Annotated in this window: 24 protein-coding genes; 16 read left to right on the plus strand and 8 right to left on the minus strand. The window is 57.8% G+C overall.

The annotated features are described in order from the left end of the window. Positions 1-176 precede the first annotated feature (176 nt). The 11 genes from AC2FLG_RS20155 (at position 177) to AC2FLG_RS20205 (ending at position 11,690) form a co-directional block, all read left to right on the plus strand. Positions 177-2,120, plus strand: a complete 1,944-nt coding sequence (locus AC2FLG_RS20155) for an AMP-binding protein (RefSeq protein ID WP_496703628.1) — start codon at positions 177-179, stop codon at positions 2,118-2,120. A gap of 78 nt (positions 2,121-2,198) precedes the next feature. After that, positions 2,199-3,017 (plus strand): ABC transporter ATP-binding protein, encoded by an 819-nt coding sequence (locus AC2FLG_RS20160; protein ID WP_142637523.1) that lies wholly within the window; start codon positions 2,199-2,201, stop codon positions 3,015-3,017. Beyond that, entirely contained in the window at positions 3,010-3,567 is a 558-nt protein-coding gene (locus AC2FLG_RS20165; RefSeq protein ID WP_496707733.1) for a hypothetical protein, read from the plus strand. Before AC2FLG_RS20160 ends, AC2FLG_RS20165 begins: the two co-directional genes overlap by 8 nt. Before the next feature lie 49 nt (positions 3,568-3,616). Beyond that, entirely contained in the window at positions 3,617-4,603 is a 987-nt protein-coding gene (locus AC2FLG_RS20170) for a branched-chain amino acid ABC transporter permease (RefSeq protein WP_142637525.1), read from the plus strand. Positions 4,604-4,605: 2 nt separating this feature from the next. After that, complete coding sequence (locus tag AC2FLG_RS20175) at positions 4,606-4,863, plus strand: hypothetical protein (protein WP_271950685.1); 258 nt, start codon at positions 4,606-4,608, stop codon at positions 4,861-4,863. A gap of 3 nt (positions 4,864-4,866) precedes the next feature. Beyond that, the gene (locus AC2FLG_RS20180) at positions 4,867-5,943 is read left to right on the plus strand and encodes a branched-chain amino acid ABC transporter permease (RefSeq protein ID WP_142637529.1); all 1,077 of its coding nucleotides are present in this window, start codon (positions 4,867-4,869) and stop codon (positions 5,941-5,943) included. Between the two features lie 73 nt (positions 5,944-6,016). After that, positions 6,017-7,300: an ABC transporter substrate-binding protein gene (locus AC2FLG_RS20185; RefSeq protein WP_271950686.1), complete on the plus strand. Its 1,284-nt coding sequence runs from the start codon at positions 6,017-6,019 to the stop codon at positions 7,298-7,300. Positions 7,301-7,407: 107 nt separating this feature from the next. After that, on the plus strand, positions 7,408-8,241 hold the full coding sequence (locus tag AC2FLG_RS20190; RefSeq protein WP_496679309.1) for an ABC transporter ATP-binding protein: 834 nt from the start codon (positions 7,408-7,410) through the stop codon (positions 8,239-8,241). A 19-nt stretch (positions 8,242-8,260) separates the two neighbouring features. Then, positions 8,261-9,481, plus strand: coding sequence for a phenylacetate--CoA ligase family protein (locus AC2FLG_RS20195; RefSeq protein WP_496707735.1), 1,221 nt, complete (start codon positions 8,261-8,263; stop codon positions 9,479-9,481). Between the two features lie 119 nt (positions 9,482-9,600). Next, a complete protein-coding gene (locus AC2FLG_RS20200) occupies positions 9,601-11,268 on the plus strand; it encodes an ABC transporter permease (RefSeq protein ID WP_271950692.1) in 1,668 nt (555 codons plus the stop codon). A 71-nt stretch (positions 11,269-11,339) separates the two neighbouring features. Then, positions 11,340-11,690, plus strand: coding sequence for a DUF2794 domain-containing protein (locus AC2FLG_RS20205; RefSeq protein ID WP_142637539.1), 351 nt, complete (start codon positions 11,340-11,342; stop codon positions 11,688-11,690). Here AC2FLG_RS20205 and AC2FLG_RS20210 read toward each other — a convergent pair. The 3 genes from AC2FLG_RS20210 to AC2FLG_RS20220 form a co-directional block, all read right to left on the minus strand. Then, positions 11,687-12,424, minus strand: a complete 738-nt coding sequence (locus AC2FLG_RS20210) for a C40 family peptidase (RefSeq protein WP_496707737.1) — start codon at positions 12,422-12,424, stop codon at positions 11,687-11,689. The genes AC2FLG_RS20205 and AC2FLG_RS20210 overlap by 4 nt on opposite strands. Beyond that, the gene (locus AC2FLG_RS20215; RefSeq protein WP_496707738.1) at positions 12,421-13,803 is read right to left on the minus strand and encodes a leucyl aminopeptidase family protein; all 1,383 of its coding nucleotides are present in this window, start codon (positions 13,801-13,803) and stop codon (positions 12,421-12,423) included. The genes AC2FLG_RS20210 and AC2FLG_RS20215 overlap by 4 nt, the downstream gene beginning before the upstream one ends. A gap of 63 nt (positions 13,804-13,866) precedes the next feature. Next, positions 13,867-14,256: a hypothetical protein gene (locus AC2FLG_RS20220; RefSeq protein ID WP_496707765.1), complete on the minus strand. Its 390-nt coding sequence runs from the start codon at positions 14,254-14,256 to the stop codon at positions 13,867-13,869. Between the two features lie 144 nt (positions 14,257-14,400). Between AC2FLG_RS20220 and AC2FLG_RS20225 the strand changes: the two genes are divergently transcribed. From AC2FLG_RS20225 to AC2FLG_RS20235, 3 genes are all read left to right on the plus strand, one after another. Further along, positions 14,401-15,051 (plus strand): carbonic anhydrase, encoded by a 651-nt coding sequence (locus AC2FLG_RS20225; protein WP_142637545.1) that lies wholly within the window; start codon positions 14,401-14,403, stop codon positions 15,049-15,051. Positions 15,052-15,155: 104 nt separating this feature from the next. Next, positions 15,156-15,686, plus strand: coding sequence for an SRPBCC family protein (locus tag AC2FLG_RS20230; RefSeq protein ID WP_496707740.1), 531 nt, complete (start codon positions 15,156-15,158; stop codon positions 15,684-15,686). 163 nt (positions 15,687-15,849) lie between these two features. Continuing rightward, complete coding sequence (locus AC2FLG_RS20235) at positions 15,850-16,749, plus strand: type IV pili methyl-accepting chemotaxis transducer N-terminal domain-containing protein (RefSeq protein ID WP_496707742.1); 900 nt, start codon at positions 15,850-15,852, stop codon at positions 16,747-16,749. A gap of 164 nt (positions 16,750-16,913) precedes the next feature. On the opposite strand, the gene AC2FLG_RS20240 is transcribed toward AC2FLG_RS20235, so the two are convergent. From AC2FLG_RS20240 to AC2FLG_RS20250, 3 genes are all read right to left on the minus strand, one after another. Further along, positions 16,914-17,936, minus strand: coding sequence for an aspartate-semialdehyde dehydrogenase (locus tag AC2FLG_RS20240; protein WP_142637551.1), 1,023 nt, complete (start codon positions 17,934-17,936; stop codon positions 16,914-16,916). A 111-nt stretch (positions 17,937-18,047) separates the two neighbouring features. After that, positions 18,048-19,082 (minus strand): glycosyltransferase family 4 protein, encoded by a 1,035-nt coding sequence (locus AC2FLG_RS20245; protein WP_496707744.1) that lies wholly within the window; start codon positions 19,080-19,082, stop codon positions 18,048-18,050. A 23-nt stretch (positions 19,083-19,105) separates the two neighbouring features. After that, positions 19,106-20,278 carry an MFS transporter gene (locus AC2FLG_RS20250; RefSeq protein WP_496679284.1) on the minus strand — a complete coding sequence of 391 codons (1,173 nt, stop codon included), beginning with the start codon at positions 20,276-20,278 and terminating at the stop codon, positions 19,106-19,108. 141 nt (positions 20,279-20,419) lie between these two features. On the opposite strand from AC2FLG_RS20250, the gene AC2FLG_RS20255 reads away from it, so the two are divergent. After that, a complete protein-coding gene (locus AC2FLG_RS20255) occupies positions 20,420-21,562 on the plus strand; it encodes a DUF3095 domain-containing protein (RefSeq protein ID WP_496707746.1) in 1,143 nt (380 codons plus the stop codon). Here the strand turns inward: AC2FLG_RS20255 and AC2FLG_RS20260 are convergent. Both AC2FLG_RS20260 and AC2FLG_RS20265 read right to left on the minus strand, forming a co-directional pair. Next, complete coding sequence (locus AC2FLG_RS20260; RefSeq protein ID WP_496707748.1) at positions 21,559-22,326, minus strand: HpcH/HpaI aldolase family protein; 768 nt, start codon at positions 22,324-22,326, stop codon at positions 21,559-21,561. The genes AC2FLG_RS20255 and AC2FLG_RS20260 overlap by 4 nt on opposite strands. A gap of 9 nt (positions 22,327-22,335) precedes the next feature. Continuing rightward, complete coding sequence (locus tag AC2FLG_RS20265) at positions 22,336-23,748, minus strand: pyridoxal phosphate-dependent decarboxylase family protein (protein ID WP_496693084.1); 1,413 nt, start codon at positions 23,746-23,748, stop codon at positions 22,336-22,338. Between the two features lie 227 nt (positions 23,749-23,975). Here AC2FLG_RS20265 and hpaR point away from each other — a divergent pair, with 227 nt between their 5' ends. Then, positions 23,976-24,428: a homoprotocatechuate degradation operon regulator HpaR gene (gene hpaR, locus AC2FLG_RS20270; RefSeq protein ID WP_496707750.1), complete on the plus strand. Its 453-nt coding sequence runs from the start codon at positions 23,976-23,978 to the stop codon at positions 24,426-24,428. The last annotated feature ends 273 nt before the right edge of the window (positions 24,429-24,701 follow it).

A 24,701-nucleotide genomic window follows, 5' to 3' on the forward strand; every position in this document is an offset into this window, starting at 1 on the left:
TTACATTTCGTAAGAATTGAGAAAACATCAGGCAAAACTTGACGCTGATCGTGTCGACGTCCCTTAATCGGGGCGTTGGCGTCCGGGCCAGACCTGGACCCGCCATTTCCGGCCCGGGGAGGGGCCGGGTGGGGAGGAGAAAAAGATTGACTCAGACGCAGTCAGGCGCTGAAGGGATGCAGTCTCTTCCGGCGCTGCTACACCGCAATGTGACTCAGTTCGGGGATGCCCCGGCCTATCGCGAAAAGGAATTCGGGATCTGGCAATGCTGGACCTGGGCCGAGGCGGCCAAGGAAATCCGCGCCATTGCGCTGGGGTTTCTTGAGATTGGCGTTGAGAAGGGCGACCATATCGCCGTCATAGGCCGGAACCGCCCGGCGCATTACTGGTCGATGGTTGCGGCCCAAATGGTGGGTGCGATTCCGGTGCCGCTCTATCAGGACGCGGTCGCCGAAGAGATGACATATGTGATGGAACATTGCGGTGCGAAATATGTCGTCTGCGGTGACCAGGAACAGGTCGATAAGGTTATCGAGATTCAGGAAAAAGTTCACCAGATCAAACACATCCTCTACACTGACAAGCGTGGGATGCGGAAATATGATCATTCCCAGATGAACGCGCTGGACGACATCAAGGCCGAAGGCAGCGCAGGTCATGCTCGCTTTGATGCCGAGCTGGACGCGCGTATCGCTGCGATCACCTATGACGACACTTGTGTGATGCTGTATACCTCGGGCACCACCGGCAAGCCGAAAGGCGTGGTGCTGTCGAATCGCAATGTGATCGAAAGCGCCAGAAACTCATCCGATTTTGATCACCTGACCCGGAAGGAGGACATCCTGTCCTATCTGCCAATGGCTTGGGTAGGTGATTTCATCTTTTCCATCGGTCAGGCCTATTGGTGCGGGTTCTGTGTGAATTGCCCCGAAAGCGCTGACACGATGATAACCGACCTGCGCGAGATCGGTCCGACCTATTTCTTTGCCCCGCCGCGGGTATTTGAAACGCAGCTGACCAACGTCATGATCCGGATGGAAGATGCGGGCAAGCTGAAGCAGCGTATGTTCCACCATTTTATGGCCCATGCCAAAAAGGTGGGTGGGTTACTGCTGGATGGCAAAGCGGTCGGGTTTGGTGATCGGATCAAATACGCGCTGGGCAATCTGCTGGTCTATGGGCCGCTGAAGGATACGCTGGGGTATGGCCGGTTCCGGGTCGGTTATACGGCAGGCGAGGCGATCGGGCCTGAGATTTTCGATTTCTACCGCTCGCTGGGGATTAACCTGAAGCAGCTTTATGGGCAGACCGAGGCGACGGTCTTCATCACCGTGCAGCCCGATGGCGAGGTGCGCGCCGATACGGTTGGTGTGCCCGCGCCAGATGTCGAGCTGAAGATCGCCGAAACGGGCGAGATCTACTATCGCTCGCCAGGTGTGTTTGTCGAATATTACAACAACCCGGACTCGACCGCCTCGACCAAGGATGCCGAGGGTTGGGTGGCCACGGGTGATGCCGGGTTCATTGAGGAAAGCAGCGGCCATCTGCGGATCATCGACCGGGCCAAGGACGTCGGAAAAATGGTCGATGGCTCGATGTTTGCGCCGAAATATGTTGAGAACAAGCTGAAGTTCTATCCCGATATTCTTGAGGTCGTGCTGTTCGGCAATGGCAAGGATCGCTGCGTGGCGTTCATCAATATCGACCTTACCGCCGTGGGGAACTGGGCGGAGCGCAACAACGTCGCCTATGGGTCCTATCAGGAACTGACGGCACATCCGCAAGTGTTAGAGACAATCAAGTCCCATGTGGAAGCGGTCAACAAATCGGTCGCCGCCGATGAAATGCTGTCGGGCTGCCAGGTGCATCGCTTTGTGGTGCTGCACAAGGAACTGGATGCGGATGACGGCGAGATGACCCGAACCCGCAAGGTGCGCCGGGGCTTTGTCGAAGAGAAATTCCACGACATCATCACCGCGCTTTATGACGGGTCTTCAAGCGTTTCGACCACGACCGAGGTGACCTATGAGGACGGCCGCAAGGGTTCGATCAGTGCCACACTTGAGATCGTGGATGCGCCGGTTGTAACGGTCGCGCAACACAAGGTAGCGGCGGAATGAAGTCCGGTCCTGCGCCGCTCGACCTATGGTCATCGCCCGCCCGCCATTCCGTGTATTGCGTAAGTCAAGGAGGGGCTGATGTTGGATAGTTCCGAAGGATATGTCACCGAAGACGGCCGCAAGATCGGCGGCGTCGTGATGGAGATGAAGAACATCACTCTGCGCTTTGGCGGTGTGGTGGCGATCAAGGATATCTCGTTCGACATCCGTGAGGGTGAGATCCGCGCCATTATCGGTCCGAACGGGGCGGGTAAGTCCTCGATGCTGAACGTAATCTCGGGGTTCTATGTCCCGCAAGAGGGCGAGGTCTGGTTTCACGGGGCCAAGCGTCCTCCAATGCGGCCCTATGAGGTCGCGCGGCAGGGGATTGCACGAACATTCCAGAACATCGCCCTGTTCGAAGGGATGAGCGTTTTGGACAACGTCATGACAGGGCGCCTGAACTATATGAAGACAAATATCCTGCAGCAGGCTTGGTGGAAGGGTAAGGCCGAGGCCGAAGAGACCGAAAACCGAGAGGCAGTCGAACGGATCATCGACTTTCTCGAAATCCAGCATATCCGCAAGACGCCCGTTTCACGCCTGCCCTACGGCTTGAAAAAGCGTGTCGAACTGGCCCGGGCGCTGGCCGCTGAACCCAAGCTGTTGCTGCTGGATGAGCCGATGGCCGGGATGAATGTTGAAGAGAAAGAGGACATGAGCCGCTTTATCCTCGACGTGAATGATGAATTCGGCACCACCATCGCCCTGATCGAACATGACATGGGCGTGGTGATGGATCTGAGCGATCGGGTGGTGGTCATGGATTACGGCAAGAAGATCGGCGACGGCACGCCTGACGAGGTGCGCAACAATCAGGAGGTCATCGACGCCTATCTGGGGGTGAGCCATGATTAAATCTTCAATCGCAGCATCAGGGTTGGTCATCGCATTATCCGGCGCTGTACAAGCAGATCAAAGTGAAATGGACTGGGTACTCTCCACATTCTCAAGATGTGTGGAAACCACACGTCAAGGTGACGTTTTTCAATTCACGGAGAAGGGCTACAAGACGCGAACCTACAAGATGACCGAGTGCACGATTGACCATCCGAACTACAACGATGAGGAATGTCAGTCCGGTAAAGTACGCGATCTTAGACACGACAAGACTATGCCCTCAGGCGCACTCAGAAGAGTTTATACTTCCGGGCCAGACCTGCCGCGTTTTTACTGTGCTGTTACCTCTGAAATTGCAGATGCAAAACTGGTGAAGTCAAGTTTTCGCGCGTTCGCTAAATCTCCTCCGGTCGGAGTTCAGAATTGCCGATACGCGAAGGCAGCAGTCAAGTGCAAGATGGTTGTTAGAACACCGTCAACGGATTCACTGAGCGGCGATATGGTGCACAAACTGGAAGTCAGAGTGCGACGAGACACGGGTGGTTACGTGTCATTTCATCTCAATTGACGATGGAACGGGCCAATGACACGGACGAACGCAACTGAGGAAACAACCTATGCCTGAACAACTCGTATTTGCGATGGAGGTCATCCTCAATGGCCTGATGGCCGGAGTGCTGTATGCATTGGTCGCGCTGGGCTTTGTGTTGATTTACAAGGCCTCGGGGATTTTCAATTATGCCCAAGGGGTTATGGCCCTGTTTGCCGCGATGACTCTGGTCGGGATCATGAACGGGCAGGTGCCGTTTGCACATCTGATCAATGCGACTTTCGGGACGCATATCCATTACTTTGGCTGGAGTGTCCCTGCGCTGCTGGCGATTATTCTGACTATGGCGGTGATGGTTCTGTTGGCTTGGGCCGTGCAGCGGTTCGTGATGCGTCACCTGGTTGGCCAAGAGCCGATCATCCTGTTCATGGCCACCATCGGGCTGGCCTATTTCCTTGAGGGCGTGGCCGACCTGATGTGGGGGTCCGAGATCAAGACGCTGGATGTAGGCCTGCCGCAGGGCATCAACCTCTGGCTCGATGAAGCGACCTTTAACGTCTTCGGCTATGGGTTCTTCATCGACAATCTGGACATTGTGGCAACGGTAATTGCGGCGCTGTTGGTGGCGGCGCTGGTTGTGTTCAGCCAATATACCAAGCAGGGCCGGGCGATGCGCGCGGTGGCGGATGACCATCAGGCGGCGCTGTCGGTGGGGATTTCGCTGAACTTCATCTGGATCATGGTCTGGTCTGTGGCCGGGTTTGTAGCGCTGGTCGCGGGCATCATGTGGGGCACCAAGTCTGGCGTGCAGTTCTCACTGTCGCTGATCGCGCTCAAAGCGTTGCCGGTGCTGATGCTGGGCGGGTTTACCTCGATCCCCGGAGCCATCGTCGGAGGGTTGATCATCGGTGTGGGTGAGAAACTGTTCGAGTTCGCCATTGGCCCGATGGTTGGCGGTGCGACCGAGAACTGGTTTGCCTACGTGCTTGCGCTGATCTTCCTTGTGTTCCGGCCGCAGGGCCTGTTCGGCGAGAAGATCATCGAAAGGGTGTAGTCATGACCAAGCTCATCGCCATTCTCAACGTGATCGCATGGGCCGGGTTCTGGGCGTTTGGGTATATCGCCCTGACCTCGGACGATCTGACCGACAGCCAACTGACGATCGCCGCGATCCTGGCTTTTGCCGGGCTGGTCACCGGCGTCATGGCCTACATGAAACTTGTGCGCGCCTCAGAGGCGAGCGGATATGCCAAAGGCTCCAGCCAACTGAACACTGCTGCCCGCGACCGGGCGCAGGAAGAATGGGGAAAGTAAGACATGTTTTATCGCGAGGCCGGAGATTTCAAAACCTCTTACGTGGAAGACAGCCAGACCTTTCCGATCAAATTTGACCGGTATCGGTACTATGTGGTGCTGGCAGTGGCATTTGGGATCATTCCATTCATCATCAATGACTACTGGGCGAACGCGCTGCTGCTTCCGTTTCTGATCTATGCGATCGCCGCCATCGGTTTGAATGTATTGGTTGGCTATTGCGGGCAGGTGTCGCTGGGTACCGGTGGGTTCATGGCTGTGGGGGCCTATGCCTGCTACAAGCTGATGACGGCCTTTCCCGAAGTCAGCATGTTCATCCATGTCATCCTTGCGGGCGGGATCACCGCCATTGTCGGTGTTCTGTTCGGATTGCCTTCGCTTCGGATCAAAGGGTTCTATTTGGCCGTGGCCACGCTTGCGGCGCAGTTCTTTCTGGTGTGGCTGTTCAACCGTGTGCCGTGGTTCTACAACTACTCGGCTTCTGGGCAGATCAACGCGCCCGAGCGGGATGTGTTCGGCATCATCATCACAGGCCCGAATGCTCCGGCCTGGGCAACTTATCTGTTCTGCCTGATCTTCCTGACCTTCTGCGCCATCATTGCACGGAACCTGACTCGGGGAACGACTGGCAGGACATGGATGGCAATCCGCGACATGGATATCGCGGCCGAGATCATCGGGGTAAACCCGCTCAAGGCAAAACTGACCGCCTTTGCTGTCAGCTCATTTTTTGTAGGTATCGCGGGGGCGCTATTCTTTGCGGTCTATCTGGGCGCGGTTGAGGTTGGCGAAGTCTTTGGCATCCAGAAATCGTTCCTGGTCCTATTCATGGTCATTATCGGCGGATTAGGGTCTATCTTCGGCTCCTTCGCCGGGGCAGCTTTCTTGGTATTGCTGCCGGTTGTTTTGAAGGTGGTCGGTGTCGATCTACTGGGCTGGCCCACTGATATCGTTGCGCATCTCAATCTGGTGATCGTCGGCGCACTCATCATCATGTTCTTGATTCTGGAACCGCATGGGCTGGCGCAGCTTTGGCGTGTGGCGAAAGAGAAACTCAGACTCTGGCCGTTTCCGCACTGACGGGCAGGCCCAAAGACAAGACGGGTGCAAAGCCCGAATTCAACATCGGACCAATCAAGGGAGGAGACACCCGATGAAGACGAAACTGGCAACCCTGGCGCTGGGCGCCATGATGGCCGCAGGTCCGGCCATGGCCGACCTTGTGTTCCCGTCGCTCAGCTATCGGACGGGACCATATGCGGCAGGCGGTATCCCGTTTGCTGACGGCTATGCCGATTATTTTACACTGCTCAACGAGCGTGATGGCGGCATCGGAGGTGTTTCGGCCAATGTGATCGAATGCGAAACCGGCTATAACACCGAAAAAGGCGTGGAATGCTATGAATCCACAAAGGGCGAAGGCGCCTTGGTATATCAGCCATTGTCGACCGGCATTACCTACCAGCTGATCCCAAAAGTGACCGCAGATGGCATTCCGCTGCACACGATGGGCTATGGCCGGACCTCTGCTGCGAACGGCAAGGTATTCAGCCACGTGTTCAACTATCCGGCCAACTACTGGAACGGAGCGTCGGGCGCGATCAACTATCTGCTGAGCGAAAACGATGGTGACCTGAACGGTAAGAAAATCGCACTGGTCTATCACAACTCGGCCTATGGCAAGGAACCGATCCGCACGCTGGAAACCCTGGCTGAAAAGCACGGGTACGACCTGACGCTGCTGCCTGTTGACCACCCCGGTCAGGAACAGAAATCGCAGTGGCTGCAAATTCGCCGCGAAAAGCCTGATTATGTAATCATGTGGGGCTGGGGCGTGATGAACCAGGTCGCGGTGCAGGAAGCTGCGAACATCCGCTTCCCGATGGAAAACTTCATCGGTGTCTGGTGGTCTGGCGCTGAATTTGACGTGCAGCCCGCGGGCGACAAGGCAAACGGCTATAAGGCACTGACCTTTACCGGGCTGGGCATGGACTATCCGGTCTATGATGATCTGCAAAAATACGTGGTGGATGCAGGCAAAGCGGCGGGTGCGGGCGATCAGCTTGGCTCGGTTCAGTATAACCGCGGTCTCTATGCCGCTATGCTGGCCGCTGAAGCTGTGAAGACTGCGCAGGGAATCCACAATACCGCTGATATCGACGCATCCATGATGCGCGATGGTATGGAGGCGCTGGAAATGACCAACGCCAAGATGGAAGCGCTGGGCATGACCGGTTTCGGGCCTGAATTCTCGGTCTCGTGCGAAAATCACGGCGGACCCGGCCTTGTCGGCGTTGTGCAGTGGGATGCTGCGGCCGGAACCTGGAACCCGGTTCAGGACTTCCAGCCGACCGATGCAGATGTGATCAACACGTTGATCGAAGAAGATTCCGCAGCCTATGCAGCGGAAAACAACATCACACCCGGGTGTGAATAATGGCTGGCCCCGGTCTTGATCCGGGGCCGCGAAACTGACCAGAGCGGCGGGCAGCCGCCGCTCTATCCCAACGGTCCCTCGCGGGACAGTCATGAGGACACGCGCTGATGCTGGATGCGGCACAAACCACTGACGTGCAGGCGGAAACCCTGCTTGAGGTCAACAATATCGAGGTGATCTACAATCATGTGATCCTTGTGCTGAAAGGCGTCAGCCTAACGGTGCCCAAAGGGGGCATTACGGCCCTGCTGGGCGGCAACGGGGCAGGCAAGACCACCACACTCAAGGCGGTGTCGAACCTGCTGCATTCGGAACGGGGCGAAGTCACCAAGGGATCAATCAAGTATCGCGGGACCAGCGTGCATGAAAGTGAGCCTGCCGATCTGGTGCAAAAAGGCGTCATCCAGGTGATGGAGGGTCGCCATTGTTTCGAACATTTGACGGTCGAGGAAAACCTGCTGACCGGCGCCTATACCCGCAAAGATGGTAAGGCCGCGATCCAACAGGATCTGGACCTTGTTTACACCTATTTCCCACGTCTGAAGGAACGCCGCCGCAGCCAGGCGGGTTACACGTCGGGCGGAGAGCAACAGATGGTTGCGATGGGTCGGGCGCTGATGTCGCGGCCCGAGACGATCCTGCTGGATGAGCCGTCCATGGGGCTGGCCCCGCAGCTTGTCGAAGAGATTTTCGGCATCGTCCAAGATCTGAACGAAAAAGAGGGCGTCTCGTTTCTGCTGGCCGAGCAGAACACCAATGTGGCGCTCAGGTTCGCACATTACGGCTATATTCTTGAATCCGGCCGCGTGGTGATGGATGGCCCAGCTGCCGAGCTGCGCGAAAACCCCGATGTTAAGGAATTCTATCTGGGCATGTCGGATGACGGCCGCAAAAGCTTCCGCGATGTGCGCTCATACCGCCGCCGCAAGAGGTGGCTGTAGGCGGATGGAGGATTTGGCGATGACGAAATTCTACGATGCGCTAGAAACCCGCTCGGCCGACCAGCGCGCCTCTGAACAGTCTGAGGCGTTGCAGGTACAGATCACGCGCGCGAACTCGGCTCCGGGGTTTGCGGCGCATATGGCGGATGTTGATACGGCAGCTGTAAAGTCGCTGGACGACCTTGTGAAGCTGCCAGTTCTGCGCAAGGCCGATATGGCTAAGGCGCAGGCGTCGCGCCCGCCCTTTGGCGGGTTTACCGTCAAACCGGCCCGGCATTTCCATCATGTTTTCCAGTCGCCCGGCCCGATCTATGAGCCCGGCAGCACCGATCACGACTGGTGGCGGATGGGGCGGTTCCTGCACGCAGCAGGTGTCGGGCCCGGAGACATCGTTCAGAATTGCTTTGGCTATCACCTGACCCCGGCGGGCATGATCTTTGAAAGTGGCGCGCGGGCGGTGGGGGCTGCGGTGCTGCCTGCCGGCACAGGCCAAACCGAACTGCAGGTAACCGCCGCGCGCGATGTCGGCTGCACCGCTTATGCGGGCACACCGGATTACCTCAAGGTCATTTTGGACAAGGCCGATGAGATGGGCGTGGCACTGGATTTCGTGACTGCCGTTGTTGGTGGCGGTGCTTTGTTCCCGTCTTTGCGTCAGGAATACGCCAATCGCGGTATCGCCTGTCTGCAATGCTATGCCACCGCCGATCTGGGCAGCATCGCTTATGAAAGCCCCGCGATGGACGGGATGATCATTGATGAGCATGTCATCGTCGAGATCGTCACCCCCGGAACCGGAAACCCGGTCGCGCCGGGTGAAGTGGGTGAGGTTGTCGTGACCTCACTGAACCCCGATTATCCGCTGATCCGGTTTGCCACCGGTGATCTGTCGGCGGTTCAACCTGGTCAGTCACCTTGCGGTCGTACCAACATGCGCATCAAGGGCTGGATGGGACGCGCGGATCAGACAACCAAGATCAAGGGTATGTTCGTGCGCCCTGAACAGGTCGCGGCGCTGGTCGACAAGCATGATGAAATCGTCAAGGCGCGCGTCATTGCCGCCCGCCAGGGTGAGATGGACACGATGACGGTTCAGATCGAAAGCGCCGGCGGAAATGACTTGGCTTATGCGAAATCCGTCGTCGAGGTGCTGAAGCTGAAAGGCGCGATCGAAGTCGTGGCGCCGGGATCGCTGCCGAAAGATGGTTTGGTGATCGAGGATCAGCGCGTCTACGAATGAAGGCTGTGCAACTCTGCGGCAGTATGTGTCGCAGATTTGTTTCGCTGCCCACTGGTGTTTCCGAGCGTTTTGGTCGATTAAAGACGGACTCTGCGCCTTAGCCAGTTAAAGCCGGGATCATGGCCGATATCGAAATCTCTGAGCACGGACGGCGCAACCGCGGCGCTGTAGGTACACGCCTCGTCGGCGTGGTGGCCTGCCTTGTGGCGGCAGCCTGTCTGTTGCCGATGCTTGCGGTTGTTCTGGCCGCAACGACGGGCGGCACGGATACGGTTTCGCATCTCCTGGAAACTGTTCTGCCCGGCTATGCGATGACGACGCTGATACTGGTCGTGCTGGTGGCCACGGGCACGTTTTCCATCGGCGTGGGCGCAGCCTGGCTGGTGACGATGACGCGGTTCCCCGGCGTGCGCATTCTGGAAATTGCGTTGGTGCTGCCGCTGGCCTTTCCGGCCTATGTGCTGGCCTATGCCTATACATTCATTCTTGATCACCCGGGCATCGTCCAGACCACCCTGCGTCAGGTAACGGGCTGGGGCCCGCGCGACTATTGGTTCCCCGAGATTCGGTCGACCGAGGGTGCGGCGGTGATGTTGATCTTAGTCTTGTATCCTTACGTCTACCTGCTGGCCCGGGCCGCTTTTCTGCAGCAGAGTGCAACGGCCTTTCTGGCAGCGCGCGCGTTGGGCAAAAGTCCGTGGCTGGCCTTTTGGCACGTTTCGCTGCCGATGGCGCGTCCCGCGATTGCGGGTGGCGTGCTACTTGCCATCATGGAAACCATCGCCGATTTCGGAACCGTGGCCTATTTCGGGGTGCAGACATTTGCCACGGGTATCTATACCAGTTGGTTTTCGATCGGTGATCGGGTGGGTGCGGCGCAGCTGGCGCTCTGCCTTCTGGGCTTTGCGCTGGTCATGGCCGTGGCAGAACGGATGCAGCGCGGGAAGGCCAAATACTATCAGGCAGGCAAAAGCCACGCCTCGCTGCCATCCGCTCGGCTGAAGGGCTGGCAAGCGGGCGCGGCTTTTGCCCTGTGTGCCATACCGGTGCTGTTCGGATTTCTGTTGCCGGTGTTCATTCTGGTTCAGATGGGGATGGAGTCCGAACAGAACCTTCTGTCACGGCGCTATCTCGGGTTCATTCAGAATTCGCTGACGCTGGCCGGTGTGGCGGCGGTTGTCACGGTTTTTGCGGCCATCAGCGTTGGGTTCTTTCAGCGATTGCGGCCGGGGAGGGTGTCCTCTGGTGCCGGGTACATGGCGCGGCTGGGCTATGCGGTTCCAGGCGGTGTGATCGCCGTCGGGCTGATGGTGCCTTTTGCCAGTTTCGATAACGCACTAGATGCATGGATGCGGCAGAATTTCGACCTGTCGACCGGGTTGCTTGTTACCGGTTCGATCTGGCTGTTGGTAGCCGCTTATATGGTGCGGTTTCTGGCCGCCGCGCTCAGCGCATATGAGGGCGGGCAGAGCACGGTGCATGCCAATATGGATGCAGCCTCGCGGTCTCTGGGGCAGACGCCGCTGGGGACGTTGCGCCGGGTGCATTTGCCGATTCTGACGCCATCGCTGCTGACAGCGCTGTTGATCGTCTTTGTGGACGTGATGAAAGAACTGCCCGCGACCCTGATCATGCGGCCTTTCAATTTCGATACGCTGGCCGTGCAGGCCTATAGGCTGGCATCAGACGAACGGCTTGAGGGCGCCGCCGTGCCCTCGTTGGTGATACTGGCAGTGGGGTTGTTGCCGGTGATCCTGATCTGCCGACAGGTTGGGCGACAGCGCTAGCACCGACGAAAAAGTCACACCCGATTGCGGATAGGCTTGATTCGAACACGTTTTCCGGCAAGGCTTGGGGCATGAACATGCAGCCTCCCAGCCGGTTTTCTGCAAACTCGACCCAGATGCCCGTCGCGTTCGATCGGCACGAGATGTCCCAAATCCTTTCTGTCTATGGCCGGATGGTCGCCGCCGGAGAATGGCGCGACTACGGGATCTCGAACCTGCGTGATATGGCGGTGTTTTCCATCTTCCGCCGCACGGCAGAGCATCCGATTTATCGGGTCGAAAAAGATCCGCGTCTGCGCTCCCGGCAAGGGATGTATTCGGTGGTCGGTATGGATGGCCGCATCCTGAAGCGCGGCCATGATCTGCGCACGGTGCTGCGGGTGTTGGAGCGCAAGCTGATACGGTCGGTTGACCTGGATTAGAGCCTTTTATGGGCCGTCACAGGCCCATCGCCCTGTTCCAGAATGCGCGTGATTGCAGCATCCATCGGCTCAAAGGTTACATCCATGTGGAACGCGTTTGCATGCAGCAGAATATTGTCACCGTAGATCCAGGCAACATGCCCTTTCCAGAACAGCAGATCACCGCGCTGAGCGGGTGTGCCAGGAGTCAGCGCCTGACCCAGATCACGCTCCTGATCGCCACTATCACCGGGGCAGGGCAGCCCACAAGCCAGCATTCCGGCCTGAACCAGACCTGAACAATCAAGCCCGAACCGGCTGTTGCCGCCCCAAAGATAGGGCGTTCCCAGAAACAGTTCGGCCACGGCGATCGGATCGGTCAGGGTTACGTTGATCTGTTTGGCGTGTATGGCCGGGATAAAGCCTAGCTCCGTCTCAATAAATCCATTCTGTTCGGACATTGTCTGAACCTTGCTGCCAAAGCTTAACGAGGTTCGGTCCCGGGATTTCATGTTCGGTTGCTCATATGCATGTGTTGACGGTGCCGTGATCCAGTGGGTGGCAGGCACATCTGGGGCCAGACAGTCTGACCGGACCCAGCCCGCATAGCCGTCCTTGTCCGAGGTGATCCGGCTCCAGCCGTTGTTCTCTTCATGCGTGCAAACACCATCTCCATACAAAAGCTGGCGATCTCGCGGCCCGTCCGGGGCGCGTAACAGGTCGATGACCGGTTGTATGATGCGGTGCCGGGTCACAGGCCCAAAATCTCGGGCAGGGCAGTCAGAAGAGCGCGGGGGCCCTGACCGAACCCGCCCTTGCTGCGTCCGGGTTCCTTGCTGCGCTGCCACGAGAAGATGTCGAAATGCATATAGGGGCTGTCACCGACAAATCTGCGCAGGAACAGCGCGGCGGTGATCGAACCGGCAAAACCACCCGCCGGTGCGTTATCCAGGTCCGCAATACCGGGTTCAATCAGACCCTCATAGGGGTTATGGAATGGCATGCGCCAGACAGGATCGGCTGCTCTGCCTGCGGCGCGGGTCAAAGCATCAGCGGCGGCATCGTTGTCGGTATAGAATGGTGCAAGATCGGCGCCCACTGCCACGCGTGCCGCCCCGGTCAGTGTCGCCATCGAGATCACCAGATCCGGTTCGCCCTCATCCGCCAGCGCCAATGCGTCGGCCAGAACCAAGCGCCCTTCGGCATCGGTATTATTGATCTCAACCGTCAGCCCCTTGCGCGAGGTCAGAATATCGCCGGGCCGGAAGGCGTTGCCCGCAACGGAATTCTCTACCGCCGGGATCAGTACGCGCAGCTGCACGGGCAGCTCCAGCGCCATGATCATCCGGGCCAGCCCCAATACATTTGCAGCCCCGCCCATATCTTTCTTCATCAGCCCCATCGAGGCGCCGGGTTTCAGGTTTAGCCCGCCAGTGTCAAAGCAGACGCCCTTGCCGACAAGGGTCAGCTTTGGGCCTGTCACGCCCCAGTTCATCTCAATCAGACGGGGCGCTTGTGCGGCGGCGCGGCCAACCGTGTGGATCATGGGGAAGTTCTGCTCCAGCAGGGCGTCGCCCAGAACAACCTCGAAAGAGGCGCCGAATTCCTGTGCCAGGGCTTCGGCTGCGCTATGAAGCTGTTCCGGTCCCATATCAGAGGCCGGTGTATTGACCAGATCGCGGGTCAAGGCCTCGGCCCCGGCCAGAATTTCAAGCCGGGCTGCGTCGATACCATCGGGTGCAACCAATCGGGCCTTGGCCGGGGATTGGCTGGCATAGCGGTCAAAGGCATAACCGGTCAGCAACCACCCCAGGCATTCGGTTTCGAGATCCGCTTGGTCTATGCCCGATGCGATGTGATATGTGCCTTCGGGCAGAGCTTCGGCGGCGGCGGCCAAAGGAAAACGTTTGCGGGCCCGGCCTATGGTTGTGCCATACCCCGCCAAAGCAGACTGTATCGCACCGTCAGCGCCGGGAATCAGTAAGACCTGACCCAGTGCACCGGTAAATCCACTGATCTTGGCCCAGGTCGTCACGGCTTCGGGCTGACCCGCCAGCCAATCTTCCAGATCCGGCTGGGCAATGACGTGAAGGGGGACAGATGCGTCCGACGATGGAGCGAAAGACAGGGTCATGGAAATCTCGACTGTTGTGGCTTATGCCCAACCTAGCCGTCCATGGACCGTCCGCAAGCCCTGTCAGACCGAAAGATCTTGCTGATCCCAGATCACGGTCAGCGATTTCTCACCCACCCTGATCAGCCGCGACAGCGTGGCCCCGGCGGCGACCGAGTCGCCCGCATCCACATTCTGCGCCACATCATTCGCCACACGGGCCAGCGCCATCATTCCGATCTGTTCGGCAATGGCCACAATGGATCGCGCACATTTGCGCAGCCCGGCCCAGTCACGCTGTCTCCAGAACCGCTCGCAATTCGACAGGCGCACCGCCAATTCCTCGACCGTGCGACACAGCACGTCCAACGCGTTTTTCTCACCCAGTTGTCGATACAGCCCATTCAGACGATCCGAATCCAGCCGCACTGTTTCTTTGTGTTCAAGCGTGACGATCTTTTCCACCACATTCACCCCAATTCTATACGCCCCCACGGCATAGCCCGAATGTGGTGCGCAATTCCTTTGCAAAACCTTGCCATGGGGCAGGATAATGGCTCGAATTTTCTTCGAATTCAGGTTACAGCAGTCCACCGAGACATGAACAGGGACACAAGAATGGAATTCGCCAAACCTCTGCCAAACTATCTGGTCAATCGGTATCATGGCTGGAAAGCCACCACATATTCGGAAAACCAGGTCTGGTATCGCCGTCTGGCCACCGAAGGGCAGCGTCCGCGGGCCATGGTGATTTCCTGTTGCGACAGCCGGGTTCATGTCACCTCGATTTTTGGGGCGGATCAGGGTGAGTTCTTTATTCACCGCAATATTGCAAACCTGGTTCCGCCTTATGCGCCCGACGGTGATCATCACGGCACCAGTGCTGCCATCGAATACGCGGTGACCGCGCTGAAAGTGGCGCATCTGATCGTGCTGGGCCATTCCCAATGCGGTGGTGTGCAGGGCTGTATCGACATGTGCAAGGGCCAGGCACCACTGCTGGAAGCCAAAGAAAGCTTTGTTGGTCGCTGGATGGATATCCTCAAACCAAAATATGATCTGGTTGCCGATATCGAAGACAGCACCGACCAAGCGCGCCAGTTCGAACGGCAGGCGGTTGTTGCTTCGCTCGAAAACCTGATGACCTTCCCCTTCATCTCCGCGGCGGTAGAGAGCGGCTCGCTCAGCCTGCACGGTTTGTGGACAGATATCGGTGAAGGTGGCCTTCAGTGTTATGATCCCGGCGAAAAGAAATTCGTGGTCGTCTGACCCGGCGGATTTTCGACAATTTCAGGCAGCGCGGATCAGACTACTGATTCTGCGCTGTTTTTTTGATAAGTTTGGGATGTCATTTTAGGGATTCGGAGCATTCCATGCGATTGATCAAACGTGTTCTTGTCACCTTGCTAGTCTTGATTCTGGTTCTGGTAGGGGTGTCCTTTATATTGCCAGGCAAAGCAGATGTTTCGCGTAGCATCACGATTGATGCCTCGCCCGAGGTCATCTTTCCTTATGTCAACTCCATGCAGGAGACCGAGAAATGGTCGCCATGGTTATCTCGTGATCCCGAGACGAAGCTGACCTATGGCGGGCCTGATTCCGGGGTCGGGAATGTGCTGAACTGGTCGTCGGATCACCCGCAGGTCGGCACCGGTTCGCAAGAGATCACCGAAAGCGTTGAAAACCAGATGGTCAGAACCGCCTTGGATTTTGGTCCAATGGGCACTGCCATTGCCATGTTTGAACTGCAGTCGGAGGGCAGCGGCACCAAAGTGACCTGGGGGTTTGAATCCGAATTGGGTATGAATCCCATGTCCCGCTGGATGGGGCTGATGATGGATAAATGGGTTGGCGGAGATTACCAGCGCGGGTTGGATAATCTGAAAGCGCTGGTCGAAGGGTAAACGAGGTCAAACCCTTGACCGGAGTGATCAGCCGAGGGCCGGATTGGCCAGTTGAAACTCAAAAAGCCACCATTATTTCATTTTCTGAACACCGTGTTGGGACATTTAACGCGCTTTTTCCTCGATAAACACATGTTAAAGCAGCAGGGTTAGGTAGACCGCCATGAGTATCAATCGTCGTGTTTTCGCCTCCGGAGCGTTGGGAATCGGGCTAACGGCATTCTTACCGGTTGGGGGCTATGCGTTGGCTATGGCCGCGGGTCAGGTTGCGCACCGAATTCTGGCCGCTGAAAAGCTGAGCTTTCTGTCCGAGAAGGTCGCCAAATCCGCAGTTCTGGTCAGCATCGGCGGAGCAGTTGATCGGAACCTGAGTGAATTGCAGCAGGCGCATGATGAATTTGACGATATCCTGCTTGGCTTCAAAGAAGGCAAAGGGTCGTCCGGTATTGACCGGGAAAGATTCTATTCCGTCAACAAAGCGCTTGAGGAAGTCGCCAGCGTTTGGGTGCCATACCGGACCGCGGTCGAAGACATCGTTGCTGACAAGTCGATCAACGAAGCGCAACTGAACATGATCGTGGGCAATGTCGAGGCACTTGAAGAATCCTGCCACATCGTGGTCCGCAAGCTAGAAGCGGCCTATGGCGAGGTCGATATTGAACCGTCGATGGCCCTGGCATTGGAATTCGCAGGTCGTCAGCGGATGATCACCCAGAAGATCTGCAAAGAAATTGCGCTGGCCGCCACCGGAAAAGAAACCGCAGAACACCACGAAAAGTTCAAGAAGAATGCTGCCAAGTTTGGCAAGATCGTCGATGCGTTGATTGGCGGTGGCAATGACTATCTCAAGATGTCTGAACCACCCAGTGACGCCTCGCTTGAGGCGCTGAAACAGGTAAAGGCCCAGTGGAACGATCTGCAGCCAACCGTCGAGGCCCTGAACGCCGCAGAGGTGCCAAGCCTGGAGGATGTTGTGCAATTCTGCGCAAAAATGGACGTGCTCGAGAAGGAATCCGAACGGGCGGTTTTGCTGTACGAGGATGCGATCAAGATCGCCTCTTGATTGGGGCTGCGCCGTACCGGCGGGCTACACGAACACCAATCACTTTAATCTGATCCGGGTCCACTACAGAGATGGGCCCGGATTTCTTTTTGCGGCCTAAGAAAAAACAAACCCCGCAAGCGGCGCTGCGGGGTTTGGTCAATCACATAAAGAAAGGGTATCAGTTATCCCTTCTTCAGGACCTCACGGCCCAGCAATTCGGCGATTTGTACCGCGTTCAGCGCTGCGCCCTTGCGCAGGTTGTCACTGACGCACCACAGGTTCAGGCCGTTCTCGATGGTTGAATCCTGACGGATGCGGCTGATGAAGGTGGCGAAATCACCCGCGCATTCGATCGGCGAGACGTAGCCGCCCGGTTCGCGCTTATCGATCACCATGATACCTGGTGCTTCGCGCAGGATGTCACGGGCTTCGTCTTCGTCCAAGAATTCCTCGAACTCGATATTCACGGCCTCTGAATGGCCGACAAAGACCGGAACGCGGACGCAAGTGGCTGTAACCTTGATCGACGGATCGACGATCTTCTTGGTCTCGACAACCATCTTCCACTCTTCCTTGGTCGAGCCGTCTTCCATGAAGACGTCGATCTGCGGAATGACGTTGAAGGCGATCTGCTTCTGGAACTTGTTCGGCGGAACTTCGGTGGTGGGGTTATAGATGGCTTTGGTCTGATCCCACAGCTCATCCATTCCCTCTTTGCCTGCACCGGAAACCGACTGATAGGTCGACACGACGACGCGCTTGATCTTGGCGCGGTCATGCAGCGGTTTCAGCGCGACAACCATCTGCGCGGTCGAGCAGTTGGGGTTGGCGATGATGTTCTTGTTCTTATAGTCGTGGATCGCCTCGGGGTTACATTCCGGCACGATCAGCGGAATTGCAGGGTCATAGCGATACAGGGACGAGTTGTCGATCACCACGCAGCCAGCCGCCGCCGCCTTGGGGGCATAGACCTTGGTCGCCTCGGATCCCACGGCAAACAGCGCCATGTCCCAGCCGGTGAAATCAAACGTGTCCAGATCTTTGGTCGTGAGTGTCTTGTCGCCAAAGCTTACTTCGGTTCCCAGCGACCGACGGCTTGCCAGCACGGCAAGTTCATCGATGGGGAACTGGCGTTCTGCCAGAATGTTCAGCATTTCGCGGCCCACATTACCTGTGGCGCCGACGACTACGACGCGATAGCCCATTTCATGTCTCCAAAGTTAAGGACGCGCGTTCATAGCCGCGTTGCAGCAAAGAAAAAAGAGGTTTCGCGGGATATTTCCCCCAATGACACCGATTTGACGCGGTGCATCGTCTCAGGCGTCGGTCAGAAGCCGTTCATAGAGCGCCACCAAGGTCTTTGCCTCGCCGTAGATGTCGAAATTCTGTTCCACATGGACGCGGGCGGCGCTGCCGGATAGCGCCAGCGACTCGGGGTTCGACAGCATTTCAGCAGCGGCATCAGCCAGGGCGGGAATGTTCCCCGGTTCGACCACATGGCCCAGTGAGGGGTCAGTCACGATCTCTGCAAAGGCACCGACATCGGTTGCCACCACAGGCACGCCGCAGGCCATCGCCTCGAGCGGGGTCAGGCCAAAGCCTTCCCAGCGTTGCGGCGCGATGAACAAGTCCAGCACCTGGTACCACTCGGCGATCTGATCCACCGTGACCTCGGGTTTGAATAGGATGCGGTCAGACAGGCCCGCCTTGGCGACCTTGTCTTTCAGCTCGGCCAGAAAGCCGGTGTGTTTTTCGGTCGCGCGGCCCATGACGATGCCATGGACGTCTTCGAAACGGCCACAAAGGTTGATCATCGCATCGACGAAAGCATCGGTGCCTTTCTGGTGCCGGATACGGCCATAGCACCCAAGCAGCAGACCACCTGGCAGGCCGAGTTTGCCCCGCAGGGTGTCTTTGTCCGCGGGCGGGGTGAAATCCTGCAGGTTGATGCCATGCATGATGACCTGCGCGTCCCGCTCAAGATATCCGGCGGTTTTGTGCGAGGTGGCAACCACCGCGTCCATCTGGTCGATCAGCCATTTGGTATAGCCCGTATGCGCCCGCTGCGAGGCGCTTGTGAACAGTAGTTTCAGGCGCAGACGAAAGACATTGCGCAGGATCAGGCCCAGCAGCATCTCGGTATTGCGCCGCGCGTGCCAGACGCGCGTGGTCTTGCGCGACAGAAATGGCAGACAGCCCAGCGGGATATGGGGCAGATCGGCCGGTAGTCCCGGTCCGGTCGCGGCGATGTCGATCCATTGCACTTGCAACGGCACCAGCCGCGCGATCGTCGCGGTCACGCCGGAAAGCCTTCGCTTGAGGTTCGGTGCGATGACAACAGGGTCGGACATGGGCTCTCCCGATGGTTCCAGCGTCAGTCAACGCTGTCGCGGCTGAATAGGTAAATCACGCATCCAATGGCAAGCGTGACTGCAAAAAAGCCGAATATCGCTGTGTAGGGCGCGGTTGGACTGATGTCCACTGTCGCGGCATGGACGCGGCCGGTGACAAATTGCGCCAGACCCACTCCGCCGATGCCGAACAGATTCAACAGGGTCATGCCACGCCCGACCAGATGCGGCGGCACGAAGGCGCGGCCATGGGCCATGATGACCGGAAAGCTGGCGCCCATGAAACCGATCACCGCCATCAGACTTACTGACACCCAGACTGCCATGTCGATCCACAGGCACAACAGCCCCAGCGCCGCCGCGCCCAAGGCATTGCCGCCAAAGATCACCCATTTCCGTGTGCCCAAAAGCCGGTCGAGCGGCCCATAGGCAAAGGTGCCGGCAATCATAGCCGCCCCCATGACCAGCGTCGCGGTTCCGATCTGCGTGGTGCTGAGGGCGAAAACGTCGTTCAGATATGGACCTGCCCACAAGCCTCGTGTCGCAGCCGCGGGGGCGTAGGCCACCAGCATCAGCGGCAGGATGGCCCACAGGGCAGGTTCTTTCAGCAGGTCCAGCACTGACCCGCGATGCTCGGTCTCAACCGGTTTGGGGTCGTGAACGCTGATCCAGATGCCCGCTGCGATAATGGCCGAAACGACGGCCAGTGTAGCCATTGTGGCGCGCCAGCCCATCAGTTCGACCGCAAGTGCTGTGGGGTAGGAGGCCACCAGATTGCCGACCGACCCAACGCCCAGCATGATGGCTGCTAGCGTGGCAAAGCGGGCGGGCGGGTATTCGCGGGCAAAGATGTAATAGGATGCCATCAGAACGGGCGAGCACCCGACTCCGATCAGCCCCATCGCGACTGCGATATGAAACGGGGTGCTGGCCACTGCAAACAACGCAGCGCCGCCCGCGCCACCTGCCAGCAACAAAACCGCAGCCGTCAAACGCGGCCCGATCCGGTCCAGCGCCCAACCCACTGGCAGTTGCATGGCGGCAAAGACCAGAAACCAAAGCCCCGAGGCAAAGGCCAGATCTTCGGGCCTTGCCCCGATGTCACGCCCCAGATCGACGCTGAGAACGGCAAGAAAGGCGCGAAAAAATTGGCTGAGCACATAGCCCAGACACAGAACCACCAGTCCGGTTTTCATGAGACGCCTCTTTCGCCCAACCCGCCAGCAAATGCTTGGCATGTCCCCGTGATATGTACAAGCGCGTGTGCTATGATGTTTTCAGCGGACATCGAACAAATTTGGGCTATCTGAAGGTCTATTCATATTGTCGAGGAACCAATGAAAGATGCACAGGCCGCATTTTATGACAGCCTTCCGCTGTTGCGGGACTTTAACAATCTGACCGATCCTGAACGCTTTACCGCGGTGCCGACGGAATGGGTTCTTGGTGTCGCAGATGTCGTGGATTCCACTGGTCAGATAGAGCGGGGACGATACAAGGCCGTGAACATGGTTGGGGCCGCGGTGATCTCGGCCATGATCAATGCGCTGCGCGGGCAAGAATTTCCCTATGTCTTTGGAGGTGATGGTGCCGGGTTCGCCGTACCGGCAAGCGCGGCAGAGGCAGCACGTAGCGTTCTGGCCGATTTGCGGCGCTGGGCGGAAGAAGAGTTCGAGATCGCACTGCGCGGGGCCGTCGTGCCCGTCGCCGAAATCCGGCAGGCGGGCAAGGATCTTCGGGTTGCGCGTTACGCGCCATCCGAGGGGGTGGATTATGCGATGTTCTCGGGCGGTGGTCTGGCCTGGGCCGAGGCCGAGATGAAAGCAGGCGGGTTTGAGGTTCCGTACGCAGCCCCCGGTGCGCTGCCGGATTTGACCGGGCTGTCCTGCCGCTGGTCCAACAGCAAGGCGCAGAATGGTCAGATTGTCTCGGTGGTGGTGCAGCCAACTGCCCGCGCTACCGAGACCGATTTCGCCGACCTGTCACGGGCTGTTCTAGTGGCCGCTGAAGGATTGGACCGGTCCGGCCACCCGATGCCGGAAAGCGGCCCTCCGATCCGCTGGCCGCCGCCTGGTTTGGCGCTGGACGCCCATGTGTCCCGTGCGGGTCGCAATCTTTTGCTGCAGAAAATCAAGCTGTTGGCGCAGAATTTGATGATCGGGCTGCTGTTCAAATCTGGCAAGCGATTGGGGAATTTTGAGCCGGAACACTATAAGCGCACGGTCAGTCGCAATGCGGATTTCCGCAAATTCGATGACGGGCTGAAAATGACGCTGGATTGTGACCCAGCCACCCTGAACCAGATTCAGACCGTTCTTGAACAGGCCCGGAAACAGGGCAGGATCCGATACGGGCTGCACGCGCAGGATGAGGCGATGATGACCTGCTTTGTCCCCTCGGCCACCCGTGACGATCACGTCCATTTCGTCGATGGTGCCTCGGGCGGGTATGCTCAGGCGGCCTCGGCGATGCGGGCTTAGGCCTTCCACCTTGCGGCCAGGGCACGCGCCGCCTGTGTCAGCAGCATCACGTCGATCCCCACCGCCTGGAACTGGGCGCCCATGTCCTTATAGGCCTGCGATGCCTCATCCGTGACACCAAGAATGCCCGGGGCTTTGCCTGCTGCAACGATGCGCTTCATCGCGTCGGCGATCACCGCCTGGACCTCGGGCGCGGCACTGTTTCCCTGAAAACCCATGTCAGTGGACAGGTCAGACGGACCTATAAACACGCCATCCACGCCTTCTACCTGTGCAATGGCATCCAATGCGGCGATACCGGCGCGGTTTTCCACCTGTAACAGCAGACATATCTGATCGTCTGCGGTCTGAATGTAGTCCTGAACCGTTCCGTATTGCGTTGCGCGTGAGGCCATCGCGCCGACGCCCCGCACACCTTGGGGCGGATAGTGGCAGGCACGAACCAGATCGCGCGCCTGTTCGGCACTTTCCACCATCGGTACCAGGATTGTCTGAGCACCTGCGTCCAGCACCATCTTGATCAATGCGGTGTCGCCCACCGGGATTCGCACGACGGGATTTGTCGGACTGGCGGCCAGCGCGATCAGCTGATCCCGGATGGACCGGATATCATTCGGCGCGTGCTCACCGTCGATCACCAGCCAGTCAAATCCGGCAGTGCCCATGATCTCGGCTGTTACCGCCTCAGCAAAGCTGGACCAACAACCAATCAGATGGTCGCCGTTTTTCAGGGCTTGTTTGAACGTGTTGACGGGTGCGGACATGTGGAACCTCTAGTTTAGCGAGCGGGCGATTTCAGTGATCACGTCAAATGCCATTTGGACGTCTGCCTGCGTGGTTTCAAACTGACCGGCCTGAAAGCGGATCACCAAGTCGCCATCAACGCGGGTTTGAGTCAAGTAAATGCGGCCATCATCATTGATCGCATTGACCAGCCGTAGGTTCAGATCGTCCAGATCGGTTGACCCAAGGGGGGCATAGCGGAATGTCCACAATGACCACATAGGGTTAGTGGTGATTTCGAAATCGGATTCAGCTTTCAGCCGGTCATGCAGAGCCACTGACCATGTTATATGATTGCGCAACCTTTCACGTAGCCCTTCCAGACCATAGGCGCGGATGACGAACCACAGTTTCAGGGCTCGGAACCTGCGGCCCAGCGGTACCGACCATTCAGAATAATTTATGATCCCGTCCTTGCCGTGGGTCTTCAGGAATTCCGGGCTGATCGCGAGTGTCCGTACCAGATCATCGGGGTCCTTCAGAAAATGGGCGCAGCAATCGAACTGAACGCCCAGCCATTTATGCGGGTTGAACACGATGCTGTCGGCTTGCTCGACTCCCTCCCAGTAATGGCGGTATTCGGGGCATATCATGGCCGAGCCAGCCCAAGCTGCATCGACATGCGAATATAGCCCGTATTTTTGCGCAATCTTCAGACATTCCTCTACCGGATCGGCCGCGCCGGTTCCGGTGCCGCCGACGCAGAGGATCACGCCGGTTGGTTGATAACCAGAGTCTAAATCGGCTTGGATTGCTGTTTCCAGCGCCTGTGGGTCCATCCCGCGCCAGTCGCCTTGTATGGGCACCCGCACCAGATTTTCCTGCCCGATCCCCGCAACCCATATGGCACGATCAACCGAGGTATGGACCTCGGCCGAGCAATATACGCGCAGCGGTTTCTGTCCGAACAACCCTTGTTGGTTGCCCTGCCAATTCAGCGCCTTTTCCCGCATGGTCAGCACAGCGGCTAGGGTCGCGGACGAGGCGGAATCCTGAATGACACCTGCAAAGCCCGTGGGCAGATCCAGGGCCTGCCGCAACCAATCCATCATCCGCGTCTCCATCTCGGTCGCGGCGGGGGATGTCTGCCACAACATGCATTGCGGAGCGATGGCGCTGGTTAGAAACTCCGCCAGAACCGACGGGGCCGAGGCGTTTGCATTAAAATAGGCAAAAAAGCGAGGATGTTGCCAATGGGTAATCCCAGGCATCACGATCTGTTCGAAATCGTGAAAAATTTCCTCCATCGCCTGGGAGCGCTCGGGAGGGCGCGCGGGTAAGGCGTTAAGAATATCACCGGGTTCCGTTCTGGCCCGAACTGGATTGTCGCCGACAGTCAGATGGTAATCCTGTGCCCACTCAGCAATCTTGGCGCCCCAATCCGAGAATTCATCCCAGTTCATTTTATCTTCCAATCTTCTCTGAACACCGCTTTCGATCCTGTGCCAGTGATGAATATCCGGTTTGAAACGTCAACGCCCTTTGCAGGAATCCAGTGGTCTGAGTTTTTCTGAATATGTTTTCGCAGAGAGAAATGGAACAATTTAGGCTCTAATAAACGATATATGCCTAGAATCCCGAACACGGAAAGGTCAGTTGAAGAATGAACCGAATTCGGCCAGAATTTAACATGGCTCATGAAATTCCATTGACGTCCCGGTCTTTGCCTATTGCGCTGTTGCGCGCGAGGGAACGGGTTATGGGGCCTATCCGTAGAATGCTTGTCGAGGCGGGCGTAACCGAACAGCAATGGCGGGTTCTGCGGGTGCTGGAAGAGGAAGGCCCGCAAGAGCCCACCCATATTGCTGACCGTGCCTGTCTGCTTTTGCCCAGCCTGACCCGCATTCTGCAAAAGCTTGAGGCCAAGGGCCTTGTCGTGCGGAAAAGCCATCCGGTCGACAAGCGCAGGCAGATTGTTGAGATCACGGTCAAAGGGGCAGGAATTATCCGCGATAACATCGACTATACGTTGCTTTTGGCTGAAGAAATCCGCAACACGCTGGGACCAGCGCGGCATGAGGCGTTGCTGGATCTTCTCAACGATCTGCACCAGTTGAAATTACAATCAGATTCTCGGGACTAACAGTGTGTGGGCCCCGCCAGAGGGCCTTTGTGACCTCTCTGGCGGAGTGGCCAGGCCCGAGTGGACCATGTGCCTGGCCTACAGCCGGATACGAGGGGTGTTCAAACGATCCGGCAACGTTTCAGAGAACATCAGATCCCGAAAATCGGGTTTTCTCAGACGCAAACTTACCCAGGGGGATGGGTGTTTGGCCGTGGTCCTCTGAATACTCGCACCCGGATTTTAGCGATTTCTGCCGTCCACGCGGGTGTCTTCGCAAGAAGGCGAAGGATT

Source organism: Ruegeria sp. CDSA193, from assembly GCF_059611885.1.